Here is a 20,736-nt window from a genome sequence, read left to right as displayed (position 1 = left end):
CTACTGGAAGCTGGCCCCCACCAGACCGCGCACCGCGGCAACGAGCTTCATGGGAGCAGTCGAACCTGCCGGTGGAATGTAAATGGCTACCGACTCCGAGAAGGTCTGCACGAGGCCGACTTTCGTGGAATCCCCGCCCGCGAGCACTGCCGCGGCTTTGTCCACGGTCAGGGTGTCGCCATCCGACTTGGGCTTGCTGGTGAAATCGAAGTTCAGCTTTCCCACGACCACCGCGCCGCCGTCGGACGTCCGGAACACAGCCGTATCCGTCGGAGAGGGCGTGTGCGTGAAGGTGAAATTGCCGTTGGTGCCGGACTTGACGGTGCTCGCCTGGTAGTCAAGGACGTCGGCAATGTAGGGCGAATTGGTGCCTTCCACGAGCTTGTCCTTGAACGCCGAATCGGCCTTCGTCAAGCGATCGCCCAGGGCTGCCATCGCCTCGGTCCCGCTGTACTGCAGCCCGGGCTTGTCTCCGGCCGCCAACTGCGCGGTTCCGCCCAGGGGAATCGCCGGGAAGGACGTTCCGGGCTGAAGCGGGGAAGTGCTCTTCAGCTTGTAGTTCTCCCGCGGCGAGGCCTGCACGAGGGTCAGGACCTGGGGAACCACGTTGCCATCGCCCTGGGTCAGGGCGATCACTGTGCGTGGCCAGGTTCGCTGGGTGGAGATGACGCTGCCCAGCAGTTTGCTGGAGCGGACGGGCATCCGCGCCTCGTGCGTGGCGACCTGGGACCGGATCTTATAGTTCTGTGTCCGCACCTGCAGCTCCGTGCCGTCAACCCTGGGAGCGAGTTTGGAGGCATCACGAGCGGCATCCCCGGCAGCCACGGCGCCGGCGACCTGATCCAGGATGCGCTTGAGCTGCGCGTCCACCAAGACGGGGACGTTCTGCGCACCGGCGGTCCCTGCGGGGCTCGCCGTCGCGGATCCGGAGGGTGCCGCGGATCCGGAGGGAGAAGGAGTCTCGGCCGCTTGGGCGCTTGCCGCGGTGCCACCGACGAGGGCGGTCACAACAGCTGCAGCTACAAGCGAAATACGAAGTGCGGGACCCCCGCTTGTGCCTTTGTTGGTCTCCTCGGCAGGTGCGTCCTCGTCGATGATTTCCTTGCCGGTTTCCTTGGCACTGTCTTCGCCGGCGGTCTCCGGAACAGTTTCCGTGTTCGCATCGCCCCGCGGACCGTTCGGGCGGGATCCCCGGCCCCTGGTGAACTTGCTGACGAACGGCAACGCCGCACCCGCGGCGATGAGAATCGCGCCAATGACAATAAGCGGGACCGCCCACGGCATAGTGGCATCGTTGGCGAACGTTATGGAGACCGACGACGGCGCCGGCTTGGTTCCGTCGCTAGCCAGGAGGAGGGACCAGTTGCCGCTCGCGGGAGGGGTGAAGGTGTAGTCCAGCTGTCCGTCGGCGTTCTCCGTTTGCACCCACAAGTCCGATCCGGCAGGCGACGGAGCATTTGCTTCGCCGTCGGTGCCGGCGAGCTGGAGGGACTTGCCGTCCTCTGAGACACCGGTGATGCTGTTGTGCGCGGTCTTGCCTACCCACGCCTCGACGTCATCCGGACGTCCGATAGCCAACACGAACTTGCCATCGCCCTTGATGCTGATTTGTCTGGGACCGCCCTTGTGGGTCAACACGTCTTGGGTGATCACGGTCAGCGGAGCAGCTTTGGAGTCACCGGGGGCGGACGCGGTCACGGTCTCGGCCGGAGCCCAAAAGGTCAGCTGGCCAATGCCGGCCAACAGTGTCAGCAGGCCAAGCAGCACCAGCGAAACTGCAGTCTTCAATCGCACAGGAATACCAATCATCAGCGGTCGTTGAACTTCAAGGGTAACGGTTTTGTTACCAAGGAGTCAGTTCGGGGCCCTCCCGTAGGGCTTCCCGCGGCATGGCTCACCCTCTAGAATTCGCCAATTCCGGCCTGCTGATAGTGTGGCGAACAACATGACATCGGGCGCTCCTGGAGCCTGACCGCGGAACGAAAAGGCAGCTGAAGCACGTGAAAGAGCGCAAGGATCCCACTCCCGCCGAACAAGGACCGGGGACCAGCCCGGATGGCTTGGCTGATGGATCTGCCCGGGACGGCAAAGATCACGGTGAGGGACTGATGGCGTCCTTCGTGCGCCGCCTCCGCCAGCCCATTCCCGGCGCCCAACCGCGGGTCCGTTTCGAAATGCCTCCCGAATTTGAGCACGATGCGACAACCGCACAAGCCCTGGATGAATCCGACGGCCCGCGCTTCGGTTCCCCCGGCCCGAGGATGTCCGCGCAACATCCGCTGTACGTCGGCTTCATGGGCACGGCCGGCGTCGGCGTCGCCCTCATGCTGTATTACATCGGCACCAGTACCGTCCAACTGTTGTTGTGGATCGTTACGGCCCTGTTCATTGCCTTGGGACTTGACCCCGTGGTCCGCGGGCTTGAGGAGCGCAAGGTGCCGCGCCCTGCCGGCGTCGTCATCGCCGTCGGGGTCCTCGTTGCTGGAGTAGCGGCGTTTTTCGCTACCCTGATCCCCACCATCGTGGAACAGGTCTCGCAGATCGTGCGGCAAGCTCCGGACTGGATCCGGGGCTTCGTGGATTCGGATTTCTTCCGCTCCCTCGACAGCCAATTCGGCGTCCGCGACAAGATCAGCCAGGAGCTCGACAAGTTCGTCAAGAATCCCGACGCCATGGGGGGTATCTTCGGCGGCGTCGTCGGTTTCGGATCCACGGTGGCCAACGGGGTCTTCGGAACGCTGATCGTCCTGGTCCTCAGCCTCTACTTCCTCGGTGCCCTGCCTGCCATGAAGAGATGGGGATACCGGCTCGCACCACGGTCGCGCAGGCCCAGGGTGGAGGCGCTGTCCGAGGAGATCACACGCTCGGTGGGCAACTATGTGATCGGCCAGGTTTGTGTCGCCCTGCTCAACGCGCTGTTCGCGTTCATCGTCATGAGCATCCTGGGCATTCCGTTCAGCGTCCTGCTGGCTTTCGTGGTTGCCCTGCTTGCGTTCATCCCCTTGGTGGGAGGCTTGATTGCCGCTGTGGTGGTCATCCTGGTAGCCCTGACCGCCGGCTGGCAGACCGCCGTGATCTACGCCATCTGCTACTTCGCCTATCTGCAGTTCGAGGCCTACTTCATCTCGCCGCGCATCATGCAGAAGGCCGTTGCCGTCCCGGGTGCTGTTGCCGTGATCTCGGTGATCGCGGGCGGCAGCCTACTGGGCGTGCTCGGCGCCTTGATCGCCATCCCGACGGCGGCAGCCATCATGCTGCTGATCAAGGAAGTCTTCATCGTCCGGCAGGACCGCCACTAGGCAGTGGCCACTGGGCCTGTCCATTGGCGCGGAAGGCCGTGCGGTCCCGCACCGGCTTCCGTCACGTCGTCCACGATTTCGTCCAAGACCCGGGCCGCGTACTTCTCACCGACCCACAGGTGCTTCGCGCCGTCGATCCCCAAGACCCGGGCCTGGGGCACCAGGCTGAATCGTTCGGCGGCCTCGGCGGGCTGCAGATAGTCGTCGTGTTCCGGAACCAGGACCGTCAGCGGCTTCCCCGAAGCAGCCCATTCCTTCAAGTGCACATCCGTGGCACGGTGGAGCGGCGGGGACAGGAGGACGGCACCCTCCACTTGGGAAGCCACGGGCTCCACGGCACCGTACATCAAGGCCAGCTCGGTGCCGAAAGACCAGCCCACCAGCCAGCGATTAGGAAGCCCGCGTTCCACCGCGAAGCGAACAGCGGCCTCGACGTCGTACCGCTCACCGATTCCTTCGTCGAACTGCCCCTGGCTGGTACCCCGGGGCGAATGCGTTCCCCGCGTGTTGAAGCGCAGGACCGCGACGCCGGCGAGTGCCGGAAGCCGATAGGACGCCTTCCGGTAGACGTGCGAATCCATGAAACCGCCGTGCGTGGGCAGGGGGTGCAGCGTAATAAGGGTCGCCGAGATCTCGCCCGATTCCGGCAGTGCCAGCTCGCCCACAAGCAACTTGCCGTCTTCGGTGCGGAACTCCACGTTTTCGCGGTGCGCCGGCAAAACCGTGGATGCCCTGATGTCCGTGGCAGACTCCGGCTGGCTGAAAACGAGGGAAGCGGGATCGAAACTCATGCTTCCAAGCTTAAGTGCTCAGCGGTACCTGTACGTTCGGCCCGTCCAGCAGTTGTTGTGCCAGTGGCGCCGTTCCGCCAACCCTGCGGCATCGCCGAAGAGATGCGACTCGGACCACACCACCAAATGGGCGATTCCGGGCACGATGGCCATCGAACAACCAGGACATATATAGGTCTTCTCGGCATTCCGTGCGGTCATGGTCCGGACCATCCAGTCGCCGTCGGGGGCACTTTCCCTGCGGGCAATGCCCGAACGGGCACGTTCCAGATCCAGTTCCGGCGACTCGCCTGTCCGTTTCCAGCTTGCCTTGGCTGATTCGGTGCGTCGGGGGCGGTTGGAGCGGGGCATGACTCCATTCTGCCCCAGTCGCCAGTTGCGCGCGGCGGGGGCAGCGGCAGCGGCAGCGGCAGAGGAAGTAAAGTGGAGCGGGTGCGACTCGTCATAGCCCGTTGTTCCGTAGATTACGTTGGCCGCCTCAAGGCCCACCTCCCGCTTGCCACCCGGCTTTTGCTCGTCAAATCCGATGGTTCCGTGTTGGTCCACTCCGACGGCGGCTCCTACAAGCCGCTCAACTGGATGAGCCCACCCGCTTCCTTGCGGGTGACCACGCCGGAGGAAACCGAAGTCGAAGAAGGCGTGGTGGAGCAGTGGACCGTGCAGTCGGCCAAGACCGATGACCGGCTCATCATCAACATCTACGAGCACCTCCACGACACGTCCCACGACCTCGGGACGGACCCCGGGCTCATCAAGGACGGCGTCGAGGCCGATCTGCAGCGACTGCTCGCCGAGCAGATCGAAACCCTTGGAGCAGGCTATTCGCTCATCCGGCGCGAGTACTTCACTGCCATCGGTCCGGTGGACATCCTCGCCCGCGACGGTGACGGCAGGACAGTCGCCGTCGAACTCAAACGGCGCGGCGACATCGACGGCGTCGAGCAGCTCACGCGGTACCTCGAACTGCTCAACCGCGATCCGCTCCTGGCGCCGGTGCGGGGCATTTTCGCCGCCCAGCAGATCAAGCCGCAGGCGAAGGTCCTTGCCAACGACCGCGGAATCGACTGCATCACACTGGACTATGACGCGATGCGCGGCGTAGACGACAGCGAGTCGCGCCTGTTCTAGCTGGCTGTAGGCCGTCATCCCGGATAAACCGGGTCAGGCGCGGGCCCCGGCAACTAGAATCAAAACATGACTGTCCCAGACCGGCCTGTAACTTCTTCTGCGCCTGTGCGCCACTTGATTACCGGAACCATCGTCAGCGACGGTGTGGTGATCGAAGACGGCCTGGTGGCGGTTGAGGACGACCGCATCGCCTTCGCCGGGCCGGCCGCCGAATTCCACGAAGCAGCCTTCGAAGGGTTCGAGGAAACTCCCCGGACCGATTTCCCTGCGGAGCGGTACATCGTTCCCGGATTCGTGGATGTGCACTGCCATGGCGGCAACGGAGGCGACTTCCCCGGAGCCGATGAATCCTCGGCGCGCAAAGCCATCGATTTCCTGCACCGCTCCGGAACTACCACCCTCCTCGCCAGCATGGTCACCGCACCCCGGGAGGACCTGCTCCGCGGCATCGAGCTGTTCGTACGTTTGGCCGATGAAGGACTCGTCGCGGGAATCCACCTGGAGGGGCCTTTCCTCTCCCATGCCCGCTGCGGCGCCCAGAACCCTGCCTATCTGCTGGAGCCGGACCTGGACCTCATGACCGAGCTGGTTGAAGCCGCTGCCGGCAAGCTGGCCACCATGACCTACGCCCCCGAGCTTCCCGGCGCCGCGGCACTCGTGGACCTGATGACGTTCCACGGAGTGACGCCGTCTCTCGGCCATACCGATTGCGACGACGCGACGGCGGCCGCCTCCCTCACTGCGGCGCGGGAGGGCTTGGAATCCGCTGGTTTCGACGGCGTCAGCTCATTGCCGACTGTCACGCACTTGTTCAATGGCATGCCTCCTATGCACCACCGCTCCCCCGGCCCCGTGGCGGCCTCCCTTCGCACGGCCCAGGAGGGCAAGGCCGTGGTGGAACTGATAGCGGACGGCACCCACCTTGACCCGAGCACCGTCGCAACCGTTTTTCAGCTGGTAGGCGCCGCAAACGTCGTCCTTGTGACCGATTCAATGGCGGCGGCGGGACTCTCCGACGGAAACTACATGCTGGGCCCCTCGCCGGTGACCGTGACGGACGGCGTCGCTACTTTGGATGCGACGGGATCGATCGCCGGTGGCACTGCCACCATGCTCGACGTCGTCAGGCGCACCGTTGCGGCCGGCGTCGGGCTCGCCGACGCGGTTGCCTCGGCGACGGCGGTTCCCGCCGCGGTCCTGGGGCTCTCCGATGAACTCGGCGGCCTTCGCCGGGGCCTGCGGGCCGATCTCGTCGTCGTCGACAAAGAGCTTCAACTCGCGGGTGTATTGCGCAATGGGGATTGGCTGGCCTAGGCCGAATTTGCGGGCTCCCTATGGCGGATCCAATGGCTGGCGCGCGTTCTTCCGTTACCTTCTTTTTACTTAAAATTTGTCGGAATTCCCCAGCAGACCGTTGACCTCCAGTATTCGCCATGAAAGTGTTGTAGCAGTCTTTGTGTAGGTGTGATTCATGCTCGCAAGACGTGTTGCGAGCGTGAAGCTCCTGCGAAGCCAACCAGGCCCTGCCTGGACGGAAAACCAGGTCTTCTCGCGGAGTAACCAAGGCCGGCACGCGGTGTGCCGGACTTAAAAGTTCCACAATGAGGAGAAACAAAAATGGCACTGGGCACCGTTAAGTGGTTCAACGCTGAAAAGGGCTTCGGCTTCATTACCCCGGACGACGCTGAAGGCGACGTCTTTGTCCACTACTCCGAGATCCAGACCGGCGGATTCCGCACCCTCGACGAGAACCAGCGTGTTCAGTTCGAGATCGGTCAGGGCGCAAAGGGCCCGCAGGCCACCGGCGTAACCGCCGTCTAATTTGACTGCATGAATTCTGCCTGGCAGATTCAGGGAAGGGGTTCCGCACAGGATGCGGGACCCTTTTCCGTTCTCAGGCGACGACGGTGCGGAGAAGCCTCGCTGTTTGCCGGACCGACAGCCCCGGCAAGTATGCCCGGCTTAGTGCAGCGCCGATCGCGGGAATCTCCAGGCTGTCTTGGTAGTACATATACAAAGTCCTGTACTCCGGCTGGAACTTCGATTTGAAGCGGGCCAAAGAGCGGAATCCGTAAACAGGCTCCAAGGTCCTGCCAACGAGGTCGAGAATGCCCTCCAAGCCGGCTTCCCCGCCGGAGAATTCCTCGGTCTCCCCGGCCAAAGGCGAGCCCGAGAGGGAAATGACCTCCACTCCCTGTCGCAACTCGTAGACCGCCGAGGCAATCATGAATTCCATGATGCCCGGGAAGGCGTCGCTGCGCCGGCGCATGAAATCCAATGTCCAACTGATCACTTGGCCGTCACGGAACACCGGAAGCCAGCTGGTGACACCGAAGACAAACCCTTTGCCGTCGACGGCTATGCAGCAAAGCACTTCATCGTCCATCAGCTCGTCGAGGGAACCCAAGGTAAAGCCCATTTCAGGAACCTTCTTCCTGGCGGCCCACTCTTCCGACACTTCGCCGAGTTGCGAGCGTACGTGTTGCGGAAACTCCGAATAGCGCCCCCACCGGGCTTCAATCCCGGCCTTCAGTGCACGGTTCTTGGCCGTGCGGACGTTTTGCCACGCTTTGCCCGTGAACTCAAGGTCGCGGATGGATAGCCGCGTTTCCTGGGCGACCGCAATTCGGCGAAATCCCGTGGATTGCAGCATCGGCCACAATTCCTCGGTGCAGGAATATAGGCACGGCACCAAGGCATGGTGTGCGCAGTAGTCCAGGAATCCCTCGGTCGCGGCAGTGGCTTGTGCGGGATCACCGAACGGACCGGCCAGGGTCAGTGCGACGTTTCCGTGCTGCTGGTAGGCAACACCGGCGTCCATTCCGGGAGTGAACCAGAACTTGTTCGGCTCCCATAACGCCATCCACGACAGGGACTCCCCGCCGCGCTTGACCAAATCCCTGGCCGCCAAGCGAGCTGGATCGTCACCGCCGGGGCCGTGCTGCCGTTTGAGAAGGAGCGTCCACACCGCGCCCATGGCCACAAGCCAGAAGATGATCCCCGACCACGCGAACAATATCGACTCGGCGGCGCTTCGCTCTGCGAACACGCGGCCGAAAGCCGTGGGTATGGGCAAGGGAAGATACTGTCGTACGAGTTCCGCAACGAGGCCCTGGATGCCGCCGTCGTGCGCCAAACCACCCGAGCCGAGCCAGGCCCCGGTGTAGCCACTCGCCAAAATGAGCCACGTACCACCAACCAGCCAGGCCATCTTCCGGCGGAGCGGTGCCCTCGATCCCACCACAAAGTTGCCCCTGAACAGGAAAAGCAGAACCGCCAGGACTAGAGGAACCAGGGCGAGGGTCAGAATGTGGAACACTGCGGAGCCCATGACGACGGTACGGCCCCGTCCTGGAAAATGCGGAATGCTGGCAAACAGCACCAGGTAGGCAAAGGACAGCGCCACCACGCCAAGTTGCACGCCGATGGCGATTTTCAGGGCCAAGCGCCTTCCTTGGCGCATGCCCACCGCGCAGATCAGGAGAAGCAACGCGGGTACCACCGCGAGGGCGACGCCGGCGGGCCCGGGATAGCCCTGGCGTCCAAGTTGAAGGCAGTTGATGTCCACGGTTCCACCGCAGTTCGCCTGCAATTGGTTGAGCGTGGGAACAGGGTTCAGGACCATTTCGCGGAGCAACGCCAGCGGCCCCGCGGGGCTCCTCACCGCACCCGCCGCTAAGGGCCCGACGCCGAAAATCGCCACCATGAGGGACAGCAGGTTTCGCGTTTCACGCCTGGTCGCCCGGTGGCTCGGTTGGATGCCGTTGTCGAGCTGGAGCCACAGACCGGCCCCCAGACCGAGCACTGCACCGGTCAGGGCCATGACAGCCGAGGGGTCGCCAACGTACAGGACCAAGAGAAGCGCCACGGACACGACAGTCGCCCTCAGGCGCCGACGCCACAGAGTCGGTAGGAGGCCACTGGCCGCCATCGAGACGAAGAGCGTCGCCGGAAGGGGCCCGCAGGTCCTGGCATCCATCATCCGTCCCAGCCAGCCGTCGTCGGCATAGGCTGCCAACTGGACCACCAGCAAAAAGGCGGTGACCGTGGCAAACTGCCCGCCAAGGAAGCCCGCCGCTGTGCGGAACCAGCCCAGCTTGCGCTCTGAAGAACCCAACAACACGACCAACAACAATGAGCTCATGACGTAGTCGAGAGGGTTGGCGGCAAAAAACATCGAGGTCCAGATGGACCACCAGTCCCCCGACTTCAATCCTCCGCCGCTCACGCTCGAAAGATGCCGCAACACGTCAGGGCCGTACCCGAGATCGGAGTCGAAGATCGCCGGAGCGAGAAGGTAAAGCGCGAGCACAATCACCGTGAAGGGGATCGCGCCAATATGGGCAGCCACGTTGCCCAGGATGGCCCGGGCAAGGGTTGCCACCATCTTCCGGGCGGGCCCGGCATCTTCGGGGTCAGCCTGGTTCTTGGACAATTGGGCTTCCTGGGTACTCACCGGACGAGTCCCCACCGGGGCGCCAGGAATTCCATTGCCGAAGGAAGCTCTTGCACGGCCACGGCCCACGAATGGCCAGCTCCGGAAACTGGAGCATGCCTGATATCGAACCCGGAAGTAGTAGCGGCTGCCGCCAGCTCGGCGGCGTAGCGGACGAATTCGCCGTCCGCGGCCCCGACGGCGAAGAAGCCTGCATGGCCATCGTAGCGTCGCTGTTTCATCAGGTTCAACGGCGTGAGGGCGTCGAAGGCGGCAGAGTCCCCGCCAAATGCGGTCTGGATGGTCCGCTGGCGATCAGGGCCAAGTGAAGGCTCCCGCTCTCCAGAGAAAGCGATGAAAGAAGGGTAGATTTCCGGATGCAGCGTGGTCATCTGAACGGCACAGGTTGCACCGAAGGAGAACCCGCCGACCGCCCACTTCCTTGGGTCGGCGGAAACCTCGAGCGTCGAGTTGATCCAGCGCGGAACGTCGATCGCGAGGTAAGTGTCGGCACGCGCGATCCGGCTATCCATGCACATGGTGTTTGCGGTATCCGACCCGTTTGGATCGACCACGACGACGACGGGCGCCACGCCTCCGTGCCGGGCGGCGAAGGTATTCATGGCCGGTTCGAGCAGGCCTCCGGTCAGCCAATCCGCGGGACGTCCGGGCTGGCCGGCAAACAGGACAAGCACAGGAAGTTGGCTGCGATCAGCGGCTTGGTATGCCGGTGGCAGGTAGAGGAAAGCGTCCTGGGCCTTGAAGCCGGATTCGATTCCGGGAATCGATGCCCTGCGGACTATTCCCCCGTCAGGCAGTGAGACGGGCAGGGTCCGGGAAAAACCCCTTTTGAGCCCTTCCTCAAGCTGGGGGATCCGTCCCACATTGTGGCCGAAGAGATCAGCCGCCGTGTGATTGAGCCCGAAGTAGCTGTTGATCTGCAGGGCGGAGAGGAGCAGCACGGCGACGAAAGAGACCCCTGCGGCGCTCCTGCCGCGCCACGACGAACGAGGAAGCCGAAAAAGGAAGAGAGCCAATGCGGAGAAGGCAACCGTCGACCAAGCGAGGACGTCGAAGGGGAGATCCTCCGGGAATACGGTCAGGACGTTGACGAGCAGCCAATGAATGACCGCGACAACTCCACTTGCCACAACAAGCGACACAACTATGGAAAGCAACCAGCGCCGGTCTCGTCGCAGGAGCAGGAGGAATGCGCTCCCGGCAATTCCAGCGCCAAGGATGGTCCAATAGAACGGACCATCGACAAGGCTTAGGTTGTACAGGAATTCCACTGTCCTCAGCGCCAGGTGCCGACGCCCACCACAGGGCCGGCCTCCAGCCAGGACGACAATCCGGCGTAGGCATCAAATCTCATTGCCAGCATGAACGACTGGCCTTCATGCTGGAGTTCGACTACCACTACGTCGGGCTGAAGCCTCGTCCGTTCTTCCTCCGTGGGCTTCCGACGACCCAAGAGCTCCAAGGAGCTGCGGCGGAAGCTGTGTTTCGGACGGAAGCTGAGCGAGAGCAGGCGAAACCACTCAAGCTCCGAGTCTTGATAACGACAAACCCCCATCCGCCAGCTGTTTCCAGCCGTGCAAATGGAGGCGTCGACTGTGCCCAGGGCGCGCCGCAAATTGAAGCGGCGCACCCCGACGAGGCACAGTGTGAAAATCAGCAACGCAAACACCGTTGCCAAGGCGATGAACGGAATAGCAGAATCGTCCATCAAGGTCTTGCTATCGGATCCCCGCAGTAGCTGAATCGCCCAGCTGGGCGTTGTCAGCGACGATCACCACGCGGTTGTTGTCGACGGAGAAGAATCCGCCGTCCACAACTACTGCAAGGCGGTCTCCGGTAACCGGCTCGATGGCCAGCTCGCCCGCGGCCAGAATGGCGAGGAGCGGCGAGTGGCCCGGCAGGATCCCGATTTCACCATCGCTGGTGCGGGCCTTGACCATCTTGGCCGCACCGGACCACACGAAGTGGTCCGCTGCGACAATCTCAACCTCGAGCTCAGCCATACTACTTGGTCTGTTCCTGGATCTTGGCCCACTGGCGCTCGACGTCATCCAGGCCGCCGACGTTGAAGAACGCCTGCTCTGCGATGTGGTCCAGCTCGCCGTCGCAAATCGCCGTGAAGCCTTCCACGGTGTCCTTGATGGACACGGTGGAGCCCTCGACGCCGGTGAACTGCTTGGCGGTGTAGGTGTTCTGGGACAGGAACTGCTGGATGCGGCGTGCACGCGACACGACGATCTTGTCCTCTTCGGACAGTTCGTCAACGCCGAGGATGGCGATGATGTCCTGGAGTTCCTTGTTCTTCTGCAGGATCTGCTTCACGCGGACAGCCGTGTTGTAGTGGTCCTTGCCGATGTACTGCGGGTCCAGGATTCGGGACGTCGACGTCAGCGGGTCAACGGCCGGGTACAGACCACGGGAGGCGATTTCACGGGAAAGTTCCGTGGTCGCGTCGAGGTGTGCGAAGGTCGTTGCCGGAGCCGGGTCGGTGTAGTCATCAGCAGGCACGTAGATGGCCTGCATCGACGTGATCGAGTGGCCCTTGGTCGAGGTGATGCGCTCCTGAAGGAGGCCCATCTCGTCGGCGAGGTTCGGCTGGTAACCAACTGCGGACGGCATGCGGCCGAGCAGGGTGGAGACCTCGGAACCGGCCTGGGTGAAGCGGAAGATGTTGTCGATGAAGAGCAACACGTCCTGGTTCTGCACATCGCGGAAGTACTCCGCCATAGTGAGCGCAGACAGGGCGACCCTCAAGCGCGTTCCCGGCGGTTCGTCCATCTGGCCGAATACAAGGGCGGTGTCCTTGAGGACGCCGGCCTCTTCCATTTCAACCCAGAGGTCGTTGCCTTCACGAGTACGCTCGCCGACGCCGGCGAACACCGAAGTACCACCGAAGTTGCGGGCGACACGAGTGATCATTTCCTGGATCAGAACGGTCTTGCCGACACCGGCGCCACCGAACAGACCGATCTTTCCACCCTTGATGTAAGGGGTGAGAAGGTCGATGACCTTGATGCCGGTCTCGAGCATCTCCGTGGAGCCCTCGAGGGACGCGAAGGCCGGAGCCTTGCGGTGGATCGGCCAGTAGGCGTCCGCGTTGATCTCGGACTCGTCAACGTCCAGCGGCTTGCCGAGAACGTTGAAGATGTGGCCCTTCACGCCGTCGCCGACAGGCACGGAGATCGGGGAGCCGGAGTCCTGCACGGAGGTGCCGCGGACGAGTCCGTCGGTGGCCTGCAGGGAGATGGCACGGACGAGGTTGTCACCCAGGTGCTGGGAGGTCTCGAACGTGATGGTCTTGGTCTCACCGTTGAGGGTTACCTCGGTGGTGAGTGCGTTGTAGATCGACGGGATTGCGTCAGCCGGAAATTCGACGTCGACAACCGGGCCGATGACGCGGGCAATGCGGCCGGTGGCGCCGGCCGTTGCGGCTGCGTGCTCGGTAGCGGTGGCAGTCATCTCTCTCACTTCACTCAGTAGATGGCGTGGGGTTAAGTTTATCTATTTGGTGCAGGTGCAGCTTGCGCCGAACCGTGCCCCGGCAACTACGCGCTCAGGGCGTCGGCGCCGGCCACGATTTCGGAAAGCTCCTGCGTGATCTCAGCCTGGCGGGCCGTGTTGCGCAGACGCGTGTACTTCTTGATCAATTCGGTCGCGTTGTCACCTGCCGACTTCATGGCGCGCTGGCGGGCGGCGAGCTCGGAAGCTGCTGCCTGCAACATTGCCGCGAAGATGCGGGACTCGATGTAACGCGGAAGCAGTGCGTCAAGCACCTGCTCCGATTCCGGTTCGAATTCGTACAGCGGCAAAAGCTCGGACTCAGTGACCGCTTGCTCTTCAACTTCGAGAGGCAGCAGACGGACAACTGTGGGCTCCTGCGTCACCATCGACTTGAAGCGGGTGTAAACAACGTGGATTTCATCCACGCCACCCTCAGCGAAGTCGTTGGCGAACTCTTCGAGAAGAGCAGCGCCGACTTCCTTGGCAGTCTCGAATTCCGGTGCGTCCGTTCCGCCGGTCCACACGCGGGAGTACGAACGGCTGCGGAAGTCGAAGTATGCCTGGGCCTTGCGGCCAACCAGGTAGGTCTTGACTTCCTTGCCCTCTGCCCGGAGAAGCTCGTTGAGACCTTCGGCCTTCTTGAGCACGCTTGCGGAGTAAGAACCAGCCAGGCCACGGTCCGAGGTGATAACCAGGACTGCGGCACGGCGGATCTGCTCCGGCTCGGTGACTAGCGGGTGATCGATTTCGCTCTGGCTTGCGACAGCAGAAACAGCACGGGTAATCGCGTTTGCGTAGGGCGTCGAAGCTGCAACGCGGGCGCGGGCCTTACCGATGCGCGAGGTAGCGATCAGTTCCATCGCCTTGAAGATCTTGCGCATCGACGTCGTCGAGCTGATCTTCTGGCGGTAGACCCGGATCTGGGCTCCCATACATTTCCTTTCCTAAGATCCCGATGGATCAGCGGCTAAGGCTTTGGCGAAGGCCCCGGGCCTGCGGATTCCGCAGGCCCGGGAACCAATGCTCTAGCGCTTCTGCTTGACGATCTTTTCCTGGTCGACTTCGCCGCCGGAAATCGCTTCGTGCTCTTCGTGGCCGGCACCAACCAAGCGGTTGTCGCCTTCTCCGAAGAAGCCCTTCTTGAAGTCGATGATCGAGGACTTCAGCGCTTCAGCGGTGTCGTCGTCCAGGACGTTGGTTTGCGCCAGCGTGGTCAGGATGGAGGACTTGTGCTTGAGGTGCTCCAGGAACTCGGACTCGAAACGGCTGACATCCTCAACCGGAACATCGTCCAAGTAGCCCTTCGTACCGGCCCAGATGGATACAACCTGGTCCTCGACCGGGAACGGCGAGTACTGGCCCTGCTTGAGCAGTTCCATCAGGCGGGCGCCACGGGTCAGCTGCTGGCGTGAAGCCGCGTCGAGGTCGGACGCGAACATCGCGAACGCCTGCATGTCGCGGTACTGCGCCAGGTCCAGCTTCAAGGTACCGGAGACCTTCTTCATGGACTTGACCTGTGCCGCACCACCAACACGGGACACGGACACACCGACGTCAACAGCGGGGCGCTGGTTGGCGTTGAAGAGGTCCGACTGCAGGAAGATCTGGCCGTCGGTGATGGAGATGACGTTGGTCGGGATGTAGGCCGAAACGTCGTTCGCCTTGGTTTCGACGATCGGAAGACCGGTCATCGAGCCTGCGCCCAGCTCGTCGGAGAGCTTGGCACAACGCTCCAGCAGGCGGGAGTGCAAGTAGAAAACGTCACCCGGGTAAGCTTCGCGTCCCGGCGGACGGCGGAGCAGCAGCGACACTGCACGGTAGGCTTCGGCCTGCTTCGACAGATCATCGAAGATCACCAGTACGTGCTTGCCGCCGTACATCCAGTGCTGGCCGATGGCCGAGCCGGCGTACGGAGCCAAGTACTTGAAGCCGGCGGGGTCGGATGCCGGAGAAGCCACGATGGTGGTGTATTCCAGCGCGCCGTGGTCTTCCAGGGTCTGGCGGACAGCGGCAATGGTGGAAGCCTTCTGGCCGACACCGACGTAAACGCAGCGCACCTGCTTGGTGACATCGCCCGAAGCCCAGTTGGCCTTCTGGTTGATGATGGTGTCCACGGCGATGGCAGTCTTGCCGGTCTGGCGGTCACCGATGATCAGCTGGCGCTGGCCGCGGCCGATCGGAATCATGGCGTCGATAGCCTTGAGACCGGTCTGCATGGGCTCGTGGACCGACTTACGCTGGGTAACGCCCGGAGCCTGGAGTTCCAGTGCACGGGTGGTCTCGGCTTTGATCTCGCCGAGGTCGTCGATCGGCATGCCCAGTGGGTCGACTACGCGGCCCAGGAAGGCGTCGCCTACCGGGACGGACAGGATTTCACCGGTGCGGTGGACTTCCTGGCCTTCTTCGATGCCGGTGAAGTCACCGAGGATGATGACGCCGATTTCGCGGACGTCGAGGTTCTGGGCCAAGCCCAGGGTGCCGTCTTCGAAGCGAAGCAGCTCGTTCGCCATGACCGAGGGAAGGCCCTCAACACGGGCGATGCCGTCACTTGCGGCGGTCACGCGGCCGACCTCTACGCGCTCTGCGTTTCCGGGTTCGTAGGACGCCGCGAACTCGTTCAACGCATTACGGACGTCGTCGGCGTTGATGGTCAATTCGGCCATCTGCAGTCCCTGCTCTCCTGTTTTCGTGATCATCGTTGCTCACGATGACCGGTGTTTGTATCAGTTAAGTTGTGCTTTTCTGGCTAGCCAGCGAGTTGCCGGCGGAGCTCGGACAGGCGGGCTACGACGGAAGCATCAAGCACTTCGTCTCCCACCTGGACCCGGATTCCACCGATAAGAGTCGGATCAACGCTGACGTTGACCTTCAGCTCGCGGCCGTAGAGGGCATCAAGCCCGGCCTGCAGACGGCTGGCCTGCGCATCCGTCAACGGACGGGTAACGCGGACAGTTGCGATCCAGCGCTGCTGGCGCTTGGCTGCAAGCTTGGCGAAATTGTCGATGAGCTTGCTCGGCTTGACGCCGCGCGGCTGCGACACGGCCTGGCCGATGAGGAGCTGGGCTTCCGGGCTTGCACCAGGAAGCAGCTTCTCCGCCAGACTGATCTTGGCCGCAGCACTTGCCTGCGACTCTCCCAGAGCACGTTGTACCTCGTGGCTGGAAGCAACGGTCTGGTTGAAAGCAAACAGATCGTTTTCCAGCTCTTCCAGCCCCGTGATTCCGGAGGCAGAAACGGCCGACTTGTTTTCAGCCACGGCAATGACCACCGTGGCGGCAAGAGTCTCGAGTGCATCGCCGATATCGCGTGCCGATGCCCAGCGCAAGCTGGCCAATCCACTCGCGATTTCCGCAGCATCAGCGGAGACTTTTCCGCCAACCAGCTGCTTGACCAGCGCCGACTTTTCTTCTCCGCTGCGGGAGGGGTCAGTCAGGGCGCGGCGCAAGCCAGCCGAGCTGTCCACCGTTCCCAGGATTCCGAAGAGGTCCTTAGCCAACTGCAGCGAGGCCGTCGGAAGCGTGGCTTCCAACTGCTCCAGCGCCTTGGTCAGCGATTCGCTCGATACACCTGCCATTACTTAGCTGCACCTGCGCTCTGGGTCTCCAGATCTGCGAGGAAGCGGTCCACCACGCGGGCGGCACGCTCGTCATCGCTGAGGGATTCGCCAACGATGCGCTCTGCCAATGTCGTGGCCAGGGTGCCCACCTCGGAACGCAGGGAGACAACAGCTGCCTGGCGCTCCGATTCGATCTGGGCGTACGCCTGCTCGGTGATGCGAGCCGACTCGGCTGCTGCCTTGGTCTTCAGCTCCGCGAGGATCTGGGCACCTTCGGCTCGAGCTTCTTCGCGGATGCGGTTGGCTTCGGCGCGGGCATCGTGGAGCTGCTGCTTGTACTCTTCGAGAGCTGCAGAAGCTTCTGCCTGGGCCTTTTCAGCCTTGGCAATGCCGCCCTCAATCGCCTCTGCGCGCTCGGCGAAGGTCTTCTCGAACATCGGGACAACAAACTTGACCACGATGTAAAAGAGGACCGCAAAGCCAGCGAGGACGACGCCCATTTCCCAGACGTTGGGAACGAGCGGATTAGCCGACTCGGCGGCACCTTGAGCGGCGGCTGAGATGATCTGCTGATTCATATTTCACCCGTCCTTATCTACTCGGTTCTGAATGTTCGCTTGGTTCTTAGCGGTTTACTTGAGAACGAAAGCGAAGACCAGGCCGAGGATGGCGAGGGCTTCCGTCAGAGCCAGACCAAGGAACGCGATCGGCTGGAGCACGCGCTGGGCTTCCGGCTGACGTGCAACACCGTTGATGTAAGCAGCAAATACGAGACCCACACCGATACCACCGCCGATTGCGGAGAGACCGTAGCCAATGAGGTTAAGGGAGCCGTTGATATCGCCGTTCATTGTTTTCCTTTCAAGATGCCGCAGTCGCGGCAGGTTGTTTGGTTTGCTTCAACCCCCGGAGGGGAAGATTGAGGGGTTGTGCCTAGTGGCTGTCGGCGTGGAGCGCGCCTTCAATGTAGATCGCAGTCAGAAGGGTGAAGACATACGCCTGCAGCACCATGATCAGGGCTTCAAGCATGTACATGGCGACTGCGCCAACGAGCACCAGCACGGACGCGCCCTTGAGAAGGACATTTTCCTGCATGACGAGGAACTCAATGCCGGAGCCGGCGATCATCACGATGAGGTGCCCTGCCATCATGGTGGCGAAGAGACGAAGGCTGTGGGTGACCGGGCGGACCATGAAGTTGGAGATGATCTCGATCGGCACGACGATCGGCAGGATGTACCACGGAACACCGGAAGGAACAGTGGCCAGCTTGAAGTACTTCAGGCCGTTCTTCTTGATGCCGATGCCGATCCAGGTGACGTACACAACTGCGGCCAGCACATAGGCCCCGCCGACGTGCGAGAAGCTCGGAAGCTGGATCACGGGAATGGCGCCGTAGATGTTGTTCACCAGGATGAAGAAGAACAGGGAGAACAGAAGGGGCACGAACTTCATGAAGTCGCGTCCGCCGATAATGTCCTTGGCGATGCTGTTGCGGACGAAGCCGTAGGCCATCTCGCCCGCGAACTGCAGCTTGCCGGGAACCAGCTGCTGCTTGCGCGCAGCGAGGATGAAGAATGTAGCGATAAGGACGACCGACAGGATCACCAGCAACATCTGCTTGGAGAAGCCATCGCTCGCACCCCACGGCAGGATAGCCGGCAGGTGCATTTGGTCGATTCCGGGAGGAGTGAAGGTCCCTGAATCCTGGGCCGGGAGCGCAAGCGCGATCAACGCGTTTCCTCTCTGCAGTGTCCATCATTGGGCGTTGTTGAGGATCCGGCCGCGTTTCTTGCAGCCATTTCCCGTGTGAAATTATTTGGCATTACTGTCCCCGTCCTGGGACGGACCACTGTCTGCTTTGCTTCCACCGGAAGACGAGCGATGACTTGTGAGGCCGTGCATATGGGAAAGATAGAACCCTCCTGCGGCTCCAAGCAGAGCGCCAAGGAGCACAATCCAGCGAGTCCCCCACAGATTATCCAGACCCCAGCCTATCAAACTCCAGACTATGATTCCGCCAACAATGTAGCTGAAGACGGCGATGCCGGCGTTGTATCCGCCGTCGCTTCCGTCGCTCACTTGCTCAGTGGAATCGCCGGGTTTTGGGGCATTGGGTGTGGCGGAGCGTCGCTTGTTCCTAGGAGTGAACATCGTCGCCCCCTTTGCCTGCTGCGGGGTCGTTGTAGATCTGGAGCCGGGCCTTGCTGAAGCCGTAGATCTCGGCGGCTTGCCACGAGACAACCGTGACGACGGCGCCGATCACGAACCAGCGTCCGTGCAGCCATGCGGGGGCTCCCAACACGAACAGCACCACCGCGAAGCCGACCACCTTGACAAAGTAGCTGGCAACGAAAAGGCCAACCGCGCCGGAGGGGTTATCCCTGCCGACAAAATGGCCGATCAGGAGGCTGATGGCAAAAAACGCCATCACGATCGCACCGCCGAATGCGGCAGAAAGCACTCCTACGCCGCCGTTCATGACCGCCGCAACAGCCGACGTCGCAGCGAGAGCCGCAACCGCCGTCGTCGAGCTGAGGAAAAGAAGCCGCAGCCACAGCGAAGAGGTGGAGCGGGGGGCAGCAACGCCGCTCGAGTCGGACTGCTGTCCGCCGGCGTTGGAGGTCATGGGGATGCCAATCGTCGTGGCAAAAATGCCAAAGTCTCAAAAAGGGTGGGTGCGCGGGCGAGTGACTGTCCGCCCTAGAATTCTACATGAGATAGAACTGTGATGTTAACGCCCTCGTCACACACCGTCTACTGGGCGGCGCGCCCTTTTCGGACGAAGTATGGCCAGGCTGTCACTCCGGCCATGATCAGCGCGGCCACGATGTCGACCGTGAGGACCATCTGCCACGGGAAGATGGCAAACGCGAGGCCTCCGAACGCCAGAATGCAGGTCCAGACGTACATCATCAGCACCGCCGTGCGGTGGGTGTGGCCGAGCTCGATGAGCTTGTGGTGCAAGTGACCGCGGTCAGCCGACCAGGGCGATTGGCCGCGCGCGGTCCGTCGCAACACCGCCAGGCCTAGGTCCAGCAACGGTAGCGACAGGATCGCGAACGGCAGCAGGATGGGCACGATGGTCGGAATACCGTTCGCGCGGTCGTACAGTCCTGAACTGATCTGGCCCGTTGACACCACACCGGCCGAAGCCATCACGAGGCCCAGAAGCATGGCGCCGGAATCGCCCATGAAGATTTTGGCCGGGAACCAGTTATGCGGCAGGAATCCGATGCAACAACCCACGATGATCGCCATCAGCAGCGCCGCGAGATCCGAGCGGTCCGTGAGCGTTGCATTGCGGTGGACCCAATAGGCCGTCAGGAAGAACGCGACCCCGCCGATTGCGGCGACGCCGGCCGCCAGGCCATCGAGGCCGTCGATGAAATTGACTGCGTTCATGGTGGTCACAATGAGGAGCGCGGTCAGGACGATGCGCAGCGGCTCCGCCTCGATCCGTATGGGTTCCGGAACAAACGGAATCACGGACATCTGGACTCCCCAGACCGCAACGATCGTAGCGGCCGTGCATTGGCCGATCAGCTTGACCCACCAGCGGATATCCATCACGTCGTCGGCGACACCGACCGCGACGATCACAAGGGCACCTGCCAGGATTCCCCACGGCGCACCGTTCCCGTGGAATATGTCCTTCACGAAGAACGAATTGCTGGCTACCACGAGGGCCACGGCAAAGCCGGCGAAGAGTCCCAGGCCGCCGAGTCGGGAAATCGGCACCGAGTGCATATCCCGGCTGCGGATGGGGGCGAAAAGCCGAAGTTTGTTACCCATCTGGCGGGCTACCCACGTAGCGAGGTACGACACGACGGCAGCCGTGAGCATCATGAGGGAATACATGATCACGTGGCGGCTCCTGTTGGCGGTGGCGGTGGATTCTGTCCCTGGCGACTAGCTGCCGGCACAACACCTGCAACACCTCTGCGCACCGCCGAATATTGCTGTACTACAGTTGGACTCTGTCAAGATACTAGCGGCTACGGC

The 20,736-nt window shown here is 62.5% G+C and carries 21 protein-coding genes; 4 read left to right on the top strand and 17 right to left on the bottom strand.

Going from position 1 to position 20,736, the window contains the following annotated elements; genetic code table 11:
• Positions 1-1,809 (bottom strand): DUF8094 domain-containing protein, encoded by a 1,809-nt coding sequence (locus ABEA18_RS22250; protein ID WP_345452854.1) that lies wholly within the window; start codon positions 1,807-1,809, stop codon positions 1-3.
• A 299-nt stretch (positions 1,810-2,108) separates the two neighbouring features.
• On the opposite strand from ABEA18_RS22250, the gene ABEA18_RS22245 reads away from it, so the two are divergent.
• Positions 2,109-3,299, top strand: a complete 1,191-nt coding sequence (locus ABEA18_RS22245; RefSeq protein WP_345452872.1) for an AI-2E family transporter — start codon at positions 2,109-2,111, stop codon at positions 3,297-3,299.
• Here the strand turns inward: ABEA18_RS22245 and ABEA18_RS22240 are convergent.
• Both ABEA18_RS22240 and ABEA18_RS22235 read right to left on the bottom strand, forming a co-directional pair.
• Positions 3,296-4,090: an alpha/beta hydrolase gene (locus ABEA18_RS22240; RefSeq protein WP_345452852.1), complete on the bottom strand. Its 795-nt coding sequence runs from the start codon at positions 4,088-4,090 to the stop codon at positions 3,296-3,298. The genes ABEA18_RS22245 and ABEA18_RS22240 overlap by 4 nt on opposite strands.
• Positions 4,091-4,108: 18 nt before the next feature.
• The gene (locus ABEA18_RS22235) at positions 4,109-4,441 is read right to left on the bottom strand and encodes an ATP/GTP-binding protein (protein ID WP_345452850.1); all 333 of its coding nucleotides are present in this window, start codon (positions 4,439-4,441) and stop codon (positions 4,109-4,111) included.
• Between the two features lie 81 nt (positions 4,442-4,522).
• Here ABEA18_RS22235 and nucS point away from each other — a divergent pair, with 81 nt between their 5' ends.
• From nucS to ABEA18_RS22220, 3 genes are all read left to right on the top strand, one after another.
• Positions 4,523-5,218 carry an endonuclease NucS gene (gene nucS / locus ABEA18_RS22230; protein WP_345452848.1) on the top strand — a complete coding sequence of 232 codons (696 nt, stop codon included), beginning with the start codon at positions 4,523-4,525 and terminating at the stop codon, positions 5,216-5,218.
• Between the two features lie 66 nt (positions 5,219-5,284).
• Entirely contained in the window at positions 5,285-6,532 is a 1,248-nt protein-coding gene (gene nagA / locus ABEA18_RS22225; RefSeq protein ID WP_345452846.1) for an N-acetylglucosamine-6-phosphate deacetylase, read from the top strand.
• A gap of 303 nt (positions 6,533-6,835) precedes the next feature.
• Positions 6,836-7,039, top strand: coding sequence for a cold-shock protein (locus tag ABEA18_RS22220; RefSeq protein ID WP_028264741.1), 204 nt, complete (start codon positions 6,836-6,838; stop codon positions 7,037-7,039).
• Positions 7,040-7,112: 73 nt separating this feature from the next.
• Here the strand turns inward: ABEA18_RS22220 and ABEA18_RS22215 are convergent, their stop codons facing one another.
• The 14 genes from ABEA18_RS22215 to ABEA18_RS22150 all read right to left on the bottom strand — a co-directional run bounded on the left by ABEA18_RS22215 (position 7,113) and on the right by ABEA18_RS22150 (position 20,598).
• Positions 7,113-9,605: a bifunctional lysylphosphatidylglycerol flippase/synthetase MprF gene (locus ABEA18_RS22215; protein ID WP_425550564.1), complete on the bottom strand. Its 2,493-nt coding sequence runs from the start codon at positions 9,603-9,605 to the stop codon at positions 7,113-7,115.
• Between the two features lie 65 nt (positions 9,606-9,670).
• Entirely contained in the window at positions 9,671-10,945 is a 1,275-nt protein-coding gene (locus tag ABEA18_RS22210) for an alpha/beta hydrolase (RefSeq protein ID WP_345452842.1), read from the bottom strand.
• A 5-nt stretch (positions 10,946-10,950) separates the two neighbouring features.
• Positions 10,951-11,382: a DUF2550 domain-containing protein gene (locus ABEA18_RS22205; protein ID WP_345452840.1), complete on the bottom strand. Its 432-nt coding sequence runs from the start codon at positions 11,380-11,382 to the stop codon at positions 10,951-10,953.
• Between the two features lie 10 nt (positions 11,383-11,392).
• Positions 11,393-11,677, bottom strand: a complete 285-nt coding sequence (locus tag ABEA18_RS22200) for a F0F1 ATP synthase subunit epsilon (protein WP_059387616.1) — start codon at positions 11,675-11,677, stop codon at positions 11,393-11,395.
• Between the two features lies 1 nt (position 11,678).
• The gene (gene atpD / locus ABEA18_RS22195; RefSeq protein ID WP_059387615.1) at positions 11,679-13,133 is read right to left on the bottom strand and encodes a F0F1 ATP synthase subunit beta; all 1,455 of its coding nucleotides are present in this window, start codon (positions 13,131-13,133) and stop codon (positions 11,679-11,681) included.
• Positions 13,134-13,219: 86 nt separating this feature from the next.
• On the bottom strand, positions 13,220-14,107 hold the full coding sequence (locus tag ABEA18_RS22190; RefSeq protein WP_236811718.1) for a F0F1 ATP synthase subunit gamma: 888 nt from the start codon (positions 14,105-14,107) through the stop codon (positions 13,220-13,222).
• 93 nt (positions 14,108-14,200) lie between these two features.
• Positions 14,201-15,838: a F0F1 ATP synthase subunit alpha gene (gene atpA, locus ABEA18_RS22185; protein WP_234748626.1), complete on the bottom strand. Its 1,638-nt coding sequence runs from the start codon at positions 15,836-15,838 to the stop codon at positions 14,201-14,203.
• 83 nt (positions 15,839-15,921) lie between these two features.
• Positions 15,922-16,749 (bottom strand): F0F1 ATP synthase subunit delta, encoded by an 828-nt coding sequence (locus ABEA18_RS22180; RefSeq protein WP_236811720.1) that lies wholly within the window; start codon positions 16,747-16,749, stop codon positions 15,922-15,924.
• A complete protein-coding gene (locus ABEA18_RS22175) occupies positions 16,749-17,309 on the bottom strand; it encodes a F0F1 ATP synthase subunit B (RefSeq protein ID WP_236811722.1) in 561 nt (186 codons plus the stop codon). Before ABEA18_RS22175 ends, ABEA18_RS22180 begins: the two co-directional genes overlap by 1 nt.
• A 54-nt stretch (positions 17,310-17,363) precedes the next feature.
• Positions 17,364-17,582, bottom strand: a complete 219-nt coding sequence (gene atpE / locus ABEA18_RS22170; RefSeq protein ID WP_028264751.1) for an ATP synthase F0 subunit C — start codon at positions 17,580-17,582, stop codon at positions 17,364-17,366.
• A gap of 82 nt (positions 17,583-17,664) precedes the next feature.
• A complete protein-coding gene (gene atpB / locus ABEA18_RS22165; protein WP_236811724.1) occupies positions 17,665-18,465 on the bottom strand; it encodes a F0F1 ATP synthase subunit A in 801 nt (266 codons plus the stop codon).
• Positions 18,466-18,546: 81 nt separating this feature from the next.
• Positions 18,547-18,885, bottom strand: a complete 339-nt coding sequence (locus tag ABEA18_RS22160; RefSeq protein ID WP_345452836.1) for a hypothetical protein — start codon at positions 18,883-18,885, stop codon at positions 18,547-18,549.
• Complete coding sequence (locus ABEA18_RS22155; protein WP_236811728.1) at positions 18,872-19,360, bottom strand: Cg1360 family ATP-synthase-associated protein; 489 nt, start codon at positions 19,358-19,360, stop codon at positions 18,872-18,874. The genes ABEA18_RS22160 and ABEA18_RS22155 overlap by 14 nt, the downstream gene beginning before the upstream one ends.
• Before the next feature lie 128 nt (positions 19,361-19,488).
• A complete protein-coding gene (locus tag ABEA18_RS22150; protein WP_284984690.1) occupies positions 19,489-20,598 on the bottom strand; it encodes an MraY family glycosyltransferase in 1,110 nt (369 codons plus the stop codon).
• Between the last annotated feature and the right edge of the window lie 138 nt (positions 20,599-20,736).

It is taken from the genome of Arthrobacter gyeryongensis (assembly GCF_039543785.1).
Taxonomy (GTDB): Bacteria; Actinomycetota; Actinomycetes; order Actinomycetales; family Micrococcaceae; genus Arthrobacter; species Arthrobacter gyeryongensis.
The sequence above is the reverse complement of the archived record's forward strand: the minus strand, read 5'-3'. Positions and strand labels throughout refer to the sequence as shown.

Bases quoted from the DNA above. Each gene is read 5' to 3' on its own strand.
- ABEA18_RS22250 (WP_345452854.1), bottom strand. From the start codon at position 1,809: ATGATTGGTATTCCTGTGCGATTGAAGACTGCAGTTTCGCTGGTGCTG.
- ABEA18_RS22245 (WP_345452872.1), top strand. From the start codon at position 2,109: ATGGCGTCCTTCGTGCGCCGCCTCCGCCAGCCCATTCCCGGCGCCCAA.
- ABEA18_RS22240 (WP_345452852.1), bottom strand. From the start codon at position 4,090: ATGAGTTTCGATCCCGCTTCCCTCGTTTTCAGCCAGCCGGAGTCTGCC.
- ABEA18_RS22235 (WP_345452850.1), bottom strand. From the start codon at position 4,441: ATGCCCCGCTCCAACCGCCCCCGACGCACCGAATCAGCCAAGGCAAGC.
- nagA (WP_345452846.1), top strand. From the start codon at position 5,285: ATGACTGTCCCAGACCGGCCTGTAACTTCTTCTGCGCCTGTGCGCCAC.
- ABEA18_RS22220 (WP_028264741.1), top strand. From the start codon at position 6,836: ATGGCACTGGGCACCGTTAAGTGGTTCAACGCTGAAAAGGGCTTCGGC.
- ABEA18_RS22215 (WP_425550564.1), bottom strand. From the start codon at position 9,605: ATGGTGGCAACCCTTGCCCGGGCCATCCTGGGCAACGTGGCTGCCCAT.
- ABEA18_RS22205 (WP_345452840.1), bottom strand. From the start codon at position 11,382: ATGGACGATTCTGCTATTCCGTTCATCGCCTTGGCAACGGTGTTTGCG.
- ABEA18_RS22200 (WP_059387616.1), bottom strand. From the start codon at position 11,677: ATGGCTGAGCTCGAGGTTGAGATTGTCGCAGCGGACCACTTCGTGTGG.
- atpD (WP_059387615.1), bottom strand. From the start codon at position 13,133: ATGACTGCCACCGCTACCGAGCACGCAGCCGCAACGGCCGGCGCCACC.
- ABEA18_RS22190 (WP_236811718.1), bottom strand. From the start codon at position 14,107: ATGGGAGCCCAGATCCGGGTCTACCGCCAGAAGATCAGCTCGACGACG.
- atpA (WP_234748626.1), bottom strand. From the start codon at position 15,838: ATGGCCGAATTGACCATCAACGCCGACGACGTCCGTAATGCGTTGAAC.
- ABEA18_RS22180 (WP_236811720.1), bottom strand. From the start codon at position 16,749: ATGGCAGGTGTATCGAGCGAATCGCTGACCAAGGCGCTGGAGCAGTTG.
- ABEA18_RS22175 (WP_236811722.1), bottom strand. From the start codon at position 17,309: ATGAATCAGCAGATCATCTCAGCCGCCGCTCAAGGTGCCGCCGAGTCG.
- atpE (WP_028264751.1), bottom strand. From the start codon at position 17,582: ATGAACGGCGATATCAACGGCTCCCTTAACCTCATTGGCTACGGTCTC.
- ABEA18_RS22160 (WP_345452836.1), bottom strand. From the start codon at position 18,885: ATGTTCACTCCTAGGAACAAGCGACGCTCCGCCACACCCAATGCCCCA.
- ABEA18_RS22155 (WP_236811728.1), bottom strand. From the start codon at position 19,360: ATGACCTCCAACGCCGGCGGACAGCAGTCCGACTCGAGCGGCGTTGCT.